This is a genomic window from Pediococcus argentinicus, assembly GCF_001437605.1.
In the GTDB taxonomy this organism is placed as follows: Bacteria; Bacillota; Bacilli; order Lactobacillales; family Lactobacillaceae; genus Pediococcus; species Pediococcus argentinicus.
Genome location: NZ_JQCQ01000051.1, coordinates 1 through 6,707 on the forward strand (window position 1 = coordinate 1; position 6,707 = coordinate 6,707).

Consider the following 6,707-nt stretch of genomic DNA (forward strand, 5'->3'; position numbering starts at 1 on the left):
CTACCCACAACAAAGAAACGCGACCTAATTAGATTGTTTTCTATCCTTATTTTCAAAATTATGGTACGATTTTAGTAACGAGAAATGGGAGGAACTTTAACATGGCAGATTTAACAAAACTAGCAGAAGAAATTGTTACTTATCAGAAGAAAAACGACATGACAGATGCCGATCTCGCATTTGGTACTCACTTATCTGTTGAAAAGATTCACCGGGTTAAGAACAACTCTTACACTCCGACTGAAGATGACCTCCGCCGGATTAAAGAATATATGCAAAATAATCGTTAAGAAAACGAACAAGACCGCCTTCCAGTTCAATGGATTAGCGGTCTTGTTTTTAATTTTAAAAGATAAGGATTTTATATAAAATGACACTTTCACCTGGTATTCGAGAATATGAAAATCGATTTGGTAAGCCAACCCACAATGATCAAGAACTTTTTGAGTTGTTAACCGTTGGTGTTTTTCAAGTTGGACTTAGCTGGAAAGTTGCAGCTAGTAAGTTACCAGTCTTTCGAGCTGTCTTTTTCAACATGGATATTAATAAAGTTGCAGCAATTGACTTGGAAAATATCGATTCAATTGTCGCCTACCCAGACATGATTCGAAACCGTCGTAAAATCAGTGCAGTGATTAAAAACGCCCGTGCAATTTTACAAATTCGAGAAGAATTCGGTAGCTTTGCCAACTATATGTGGCAATTTGTCGATGACACTCCGAAGATTATGGAATACGAATCCAGCGATGAAATTCGCAATACTGATCCACTCGGCGCCAAAGTTGCTAAAGATATGAAGAAGCACGGATTTTCATTTGTCGGTCCCACCGTTACTTACCTCTTTATGAAGGCTGGCGGCATGATTCAAGACCAAGTCTGGGATAAATAATTAGTTATTAACACTTTCTTCACTAGCATTATTTGAAACGTTGTTTTGACGTACCCTTTGAGCCACGTAGAAACCTAAGCCAAGTACTAATCCAACAAGAGCGGGGACAACCCAATCAAGCCCATATTGTGCGAATGGAAGATATGTCATTCGCAAGTTAGTAACAAGTGTTCCAAATGCACTATGGCTAACTACTGGCGGAAATGATGAGATCATATCAAACAAAGCTGGAACAACTGTAAAACCAACAACAAATTTATAAACTACAGAAGCACGTTGGAACAATGGTGAAAATACTGATAAAAGGATTAATACCATTGAAAGTGGGTATAGGAACATTAGGAATGGAGTTGACCATGCCAAGATTTGAGTTAAACCAAAGTTAGCGAACAGGAATGATGCTGCACTGGTTAATCCTAACCAAGTTTTGTAACTTAACTTTGGAAAATGTTTGTGGAAATCTTGGGCAAAAGCAGCAACTAAACCGATTGCGGTTGTTAAACAAGTAAGTGTGATAAGCATTGCAAGTAACGACTGTCCTGCTACTCCTAAGTAATGATTGACGATTTGATCAAATGCAACACCACCATCAGCAGAAACTTTAAATGTTCCCAGTGACATAGCACCAACCAAGATTAATGCAAAATAGATTAATGCTTCAAATCCCATTGAAAAGACACCTGCACGAGCAGTAACCAATGCCACTTCATTTGGATCCTTCTTGCCCATCATTTTGATTGCAGTAACTACTGTAACCCCAAAGGCCAATCCGGCCAACGCATCCATTGTATTGTAACCTTGTAAGAAACCATTAACTGCAGCACCACTGGTATAAGCAGCTGTCACAGCTTGATGAGCTGGATTTCCCATTGGACGACTGAATGCAACAACAAAAACTAAGAATAGTAAAACTAAGAAAGTTGGATTTAATAAACGGCCAACATTTGACACGATTTTATTTTCTTTAACTGATAGTAAATATGCTGCGCCAAAGAATAAAGCTGAAAATACTAACAAGCCTAATGACTGAAATTTAGCTGGTAGTAATGGTGCAACTCCAACAGCATAAGAAACAGTAGCGGTACGTGGAGTTCCAAAGAAGGGACCGATTGTACCATGGATTAATACCATAAATACTAAAGCAAAGGTTGGTCCAAGTGGTAGACCCACATCATAGACCCCTTCAGAACGTGTGATACTGATTGCAAGTACTGATAATAAAGGCAATAACACAGCTGTGACTAAGAATCCTAACGCGGCAGGTAGCCAATTACTACCTGCAAGTTGACCGAGGTGCAATGGGAAAATTAAATTTCCTGCCCCAAAAAATAAAGCAAACAACATTGAACTGACTACTGCATAATCTCTCTTCGTAAGTTTTCGATTTTCCATAAAATCCACATCCATTCTAAAAGTTTGAATATAAATTCGGAATTTTTGATTGCTGCGCATCAACCAAAAAAACGCCCCTACTGGATTTGAAATCCAATAAGGACGTTAAAAACGCGTTACCACCTTAGTTTATTAGCTTCGTTACCGAAACTAAACTTGCCGGGTGCTACTGTACTCTCGTTACAGTAATACCCCAGCTCTATAATGGGAGCTACCAACAAGCACTCATATTGCACTTGCCACTCAAGGCTGATTTTCCAAATTTTAAATTATGGCATCCTTTCACCTAACGATGCTCGCTTTGCAAAATTAAAATTGTACTTATCCTATCGACGTGTTTTGTTACCGATTTATAATGTTTTTTTAATTTAAATCTTTTTTATACGATTGTCAACACTTTTTTAAAATTTAAAAAAGACGTCCAATGTAATAATGAATAAACATAGTAATAATTCCGACAATAATATTGCGAATTACAGCCTTCTTTACAAATCCATTTCCTAATTTAGCACTCAACAATCCTGTAATAGCAACAGATAAAATTGTGGCTAAAATAGTTGCCAACATCTTATAAGGATTTGGTGCAAAGGTCATCGCAACTAATGGCAACACCCCACCTAAAGCAGCTGAAATCAATGATGAAATAGCAGCATTCCATGGATTCAAATAAGTATCCAAATCCATATCATACTTAACATTAACTGCGGTATGGAGTGCCTTCTTATTCATCAATTCAGTAGCAATTTCGACCGCCGTATCATGAGTAACACCTTTATTTTCATAAAAATTGACTACATGAACTTTTTCATCTTCAAATTGAGTCTTTAATAATAGTTGTTCTTCACCAACCACCGCTTTTTCAGTATCTCGTTGTGAACTAACTGAAGCATATTCGCCAGCAGACATCGAGAACGCACAAGCAAGTAAATCTGAAAGACCAGCGATAAAGATTGTAAATGGATTAGTAGTTGCAGCTGCCACACTAAAGAGCACCCCAACAACTGTTAAAATACCATCATTAGCACCGAGAACCCCGGCACGAAGCGTATTAAGTTTATTATCCAAACTTTGTTTTTTCTTAGCCATGGGATCCTCCTATCTAGCGAACAAGCTACCAATAAGGTAGGTTGCAGCCATTGTTAATAGTCCTGTTACAACATTTCGAATTACCGCTCTTGAACGAATTGCTTTACCTAAAGCAGCTGCTGAATAACCAGTAATTGACAGTGCAATCGCAACGGAGACAACTGTTAGTGGTACACGCCAAGCACGTGGTGCAAATGTAATCGTCAATAATGGTAATAATGATCCCAATGAAAATGAAATCATTGAGGCGAACGCTGCTACATAAGCACTAGTATAGTTATTTAAGTCAAATCCAAAACGTTCACGAACACTGGTTAGAACCGCATCTTTGTCCATCATTTCTTTAGTAGCTTTACTTGCCAAAGCCTCAGAAATACCAGTATCCATATACTTATTTTTAACGAAATCAAACTCGCCTTGATAATCATTATTTAAAGCTACTTCTTGTTCAGCAACCGCATGTTGTTGGGCATCACGTTGTGAATTAACAGAAACGTATTCACCCATGGCCATTGAAACTGTTCCGGCCAACATCCCAGCAATTCCTGAAATAAAAATAGCAAAACTATTGGTTGTCGCACCGGCAACCCCTAAAACAATTCCGGCTACCGATAAAATACCATCGTTAGCACCCATTACACTAGCTCGAATAACATTAATTCGTTGTGCCAATGAACTCTTTTTCTTCATAATCAATTACCTCTCTACTTTATAATCATTCTAATCAACGTTTGCTATCATAACACGTTTATTTTATTTTTCAAGTCCGGACTAATTGTCTCGATTTATCCCTACCAATCCTACTGTATCGCCTTTATACTGAAGTCATCAAATCATAAAGGAGCACATAAACATGAAAATTTATCATTTACAATGTGGTGTAATCAAAGGATTAACCTATCAAAACGAACACTTAATTTGTCATTGCTTACTAATTGAAACAGATAACAACGGATTAGTACTTGTCGATACTGGATTGGGTTATCAAGACTTAATAAATCCTCAACCTCGCTTTGGGTTTGGCTTCAGTCACGTCTATGCCAAACCAGAACGAGATACCTACCTATCCGCTGTGGAACAGGTTAAAAAGTTAGGTTTTGACCCAGAAGATGTTAAAAATATCGTCTTAACCCATATGGACTTGGATCACGTTGGTGGTCTGGTTGACTTTCCAAATGCTAAAATCCATGTACACGACGTGGAATACCAAACTGCCATTAATGAACGCAATGGATTAAAGACTAAAATGCGCTATCCGAAGCCATTTTTTGCCCATAATCCTAAATTTATCACCTATACTGAACAAGGCGATTCATGGAAAGGTTTCGATGCCATCCAACAACTTGAAGGATTACCACCTGAAATATTACTAATTCCAACTGCTGGTCATTCTCGTGGTCACACCGCTGTTGCCGTTCAAACTGAAACCGGCTGGATGGTTCATGCTGGTGACACATATTTTGACCCAGCCGAAGTTACCCAACCAAATGGAATTGCCAAACCAGGACTAGCTCTTTTTGAATGGGTCAACCAGTGGGACAAGCAAAAACGAATTAACAACCAACATCGTTTATATGATTTACTTCAAAATAATCCCGACGTTGAGATGTTCTGTGCACATAATCCAATGGAACTACACAAATGGCAAAATCAAAGTACCTTACCTAAACAACGGATTATCAGCCATCCCAGCCAGTTCTAATACTTTCAACTAATAAATTAGTCAGCTTCATAATTCGGTCATCACGACCATGCTCAAGCTGCTACATAATTTGAGTTAGAGCAATATTCGTATATAAATCACTCAGGTATTCCAATGAAACCTGGGTGTTTTTTGCATACTTCTTAATCGTCTGATTTTGAACTACCATCTCATGAATGATCTGATGGTAACGACGTTCCAAAGAATCCTCATCTACATTCAAATGATAAAGTGCAACAATCGCTTTTCGATTCGGTAACAGTGCCTCCACAATTTGAGCCAACCGTTCTGGCTGAAATCCATCTTGAACGTCATTGGCAAAACGAACTTGAACTGCTTTTTGAAATATCGTTGCTTGTTCTTCGATCATTTCTTGGACCAAATCGTACTTATTGTAGTGATGTTCATACAGAGTTGAGCGTCCAACAGAAGATTGGCTCACCAAATCCTGAATTGTTATCCTGCCAAAAGTTTTCTCGGACAGTAAATCTACTAATGCTCTTTGCAGTCAAGTTTCTGTTTCTTGATACTGTTTTGTATGCGTTGGTCCACCCTCTTTTTAATTCACCTTTCTAATCTTACCATTAATTATCTTTATTTTTACCCTAACCAAAAAAAATATTAAATCAAATTGAATTGATTTAATATTTTCCATAAGTTAATCGACTGATTTTAATGCTTCTAGCATATCTACTCTTCTGATTTTGCGATCCATTAACCACATTACAAACAATGAAAATAGCATCGTAATTGCAGTGGAAATCGTAAAGTTCATTGGATAAAGATGTGTAATTGAAGTTACATTTTCAGGTGGCAAAGCTTGAATAATGTATCCATGCAATAATTTTCCACCTATGAATCCTGTTAACACTCCGACAATCGTCAAAATTAACGTTTCGCGGTAAATATACATCGTTACTTCTCTCGGATAGAATCCTAAAACCTTAATTGTTGATAATTCACGAATTCGTTCTGAAACATTGATATTAGTAAGGGTATATAAAACCACGAATGCCAGGATTGAAGCACAAATCACAATCACAATTACTACGTGATTCAATCCACCTAAAATACTGTGAATTGTCTTCTTTGCTGTATTGGACTGAACTACATTTAATGACGCATCTTGTTTGGTCAATTCTCTTGAAAAGTGATCTACACTAGATTGATCATCTTTAACGGTCAAATGATCTCCTGCTTTAACTTTAAATACTTGAGCTAATTTAGCACTTATGATTGCTCCGTTATTATCTAATGTTAACTTTTTACCATTCTGGTCCTTCAATGAAGTATATGGATTAATTTCAGTAGGATGTTCTGGTACAAGCATCGTTATTTGTTGATTAGCTAACGATACTCCACTCTTGGCCGTAACTGGCTCGTAAAAGGCATTCGTGGACTTCTCAACCGCACTACTAGTTTTAACAAACTTTTTGTATGAATTATCTTTATCACTGTGCGGATTATAAACACCCAATAAATCATAATGAATAATATTTTTGTATTGGGCTGATTCAATTCCATTTAACGAATCGCTAATCCCAAATGCAGTAATCAGCAAGGCCGTACATCCAAACACACCTAAAATAGTCATAAACATACGCTTTTTGTATCGCTGATTGACAGATTTTGGTCGTT

8 protein-coding genes and 1 other annotated feature are annotated in these 6,707 nt (G+C 37.3%); of the genes, 3 read left to right on the plus strand and 5 right to left on the minus strand.

The genetic code is table 11. The annotated features are described in order from the left end of the window. The first annotated feature begins 101 nt into the window (after positions 1-101). Entirely contained in the window at positions 102-290 is a 189-nt protein-coding gene (locus IV88_RS08525; protein WP_057800476.1) for an LBP_cg2779 family protein, read from the plus strand. Between the two features lie 80 nt (positions 291-370). After that, on the plus strand, positions 371-889 hold the full coding sequence (locus IV88_RS08530; protein WP_057800477.1) for a DNA-3-methyladenine glycosylase I: 519 nt from the start codon (positions 371-373) through the stop codon (positions 887-889). On the opposite strand, the gene brnQ is transcribed toward IV88_RS08530, so the two are convergent. The 3 genes from brnQ to IV88_RS08545 form a co-directional block, all read right to left on the minus strand. Beyond that, entirely contained in the window at positions 890-2,281 is a 1,392-nt protein-coding gene (gene brnQ, locus IV88_RS08535) for a branched-chain amino acid transport system II carrier protein (RefSeq protein WP_147165297.1), read from the minus strand. A 95-nt stretch (positions 2,282-2,376) separates the two neighbouring features. Next, positions 2,377-2,623 (minus strand) — a binding site (T-box leader). Positions 2,624-2,689: 66 nt separating this feature from the next. Next, positions 2,690-3,367, minus strand: a complete 678-nt coding sequence (locus IV88_RS08540; RefSeq protein WP_057800478.1) for a VIT1/CCC1 transporter family protein — start codon at positions 3,365-3,367, stop codon at positions 2,690-2,692. Positions 3,368-3,376: 9 nt separating this feature from the next. Further along, on the minus strand, positions 3,377-4,057 hold the full coding sequence (locus IV88_RS08545; RefSeq protein ID WP_057800479.1) for a VIT1/CCC1 transporter family protein: 681 nt from the start codon (positions 4,055-4,057) through the stop codon (positions 3,377-3,379). A gap of 163 nt (positions 4,058-4,220) precedes the next feature. Between IV88_RS08545 and IV88_RS08550 the strand changes: the two genes are divergently transcribed. Further along, positions 4,221-5,069: an MBL fold metallo-hydrolase gene (locus IV88_RS08550; RefSeq protein ID WP_057800480.1), complete on the plus strand. Its 849-nt coding sequence runs from the start codon at positions 4,221-4,223 to the stop codon at positions 5,067-5,069. 61 nt (positions 5,070-5,130) lie between these two features. Here the strand turns inward: IV88_RS08550 and IV88_RS08555 are convergent, their stop codons facing one another. Beyond that, positions 5,131-5,511, minus strand: coding sequence for a hypothetical protein (locus IV88_RS08555; RefSeq protein ID WP_236698619.1), 381 nt, complete (start codon positions 5,509-5,511; stop codon positions 5,131-5,133). 216 nt (positions 5,512-5,727) lie between these two features. Beyond that, positions 5,728-6,707, minus strand: a 980-nt coding sequence (locus IV88_RS08560) for an ABC transporter permease (protein ID WP_157059336.1), incomplete at its 5' end; no start/stop codon positions are given.

Bases quoted from the DNA above. Each gene is read 5' to 3' on its own strand.
- IV88_RS08525 (WP_057800476.1), top strand. From the start codon at position 102: ATGGCAGATTTAACAAAACTAGCAGAAGAAATTGTTACTTATCAGAAG.
- IV88_RS08530 (WP_057800477.1), top strand. From the start codon at position 371: ATGACACTTTCACCTGGTATTCGAGAATATGAAAATCGATTTGGTAAG.
- brnQ (WP_147165297.1), bottom strand. From the start codon at position 2,281: ATGGAAAATCGAAAACTTACGAAGAGAGATTATGCAGTAGTCAGTTCA.
- IV88_RS08540 (WP_057800478.1), bottom strand. From the start codon at position 3,367: ATGGCTAAGAAAAAACAAAGTTTGGATAATAAACTTAATACGCTTCGT.
- IV88_RS08545 (WP_057800479.1), bottom strand. From the start codon at position 4,057: ATGAAGAAAAAGAGTTCATTGGCACAACGAATTAATGTTATTCGAGCT.
- IV88_RS08550 (WP_057800480.1), top strand. From the start codon at position 4,221: ATGAAAATTTATCATTTACAATGTGGTGTAATCAAAGGATTAACCTAT.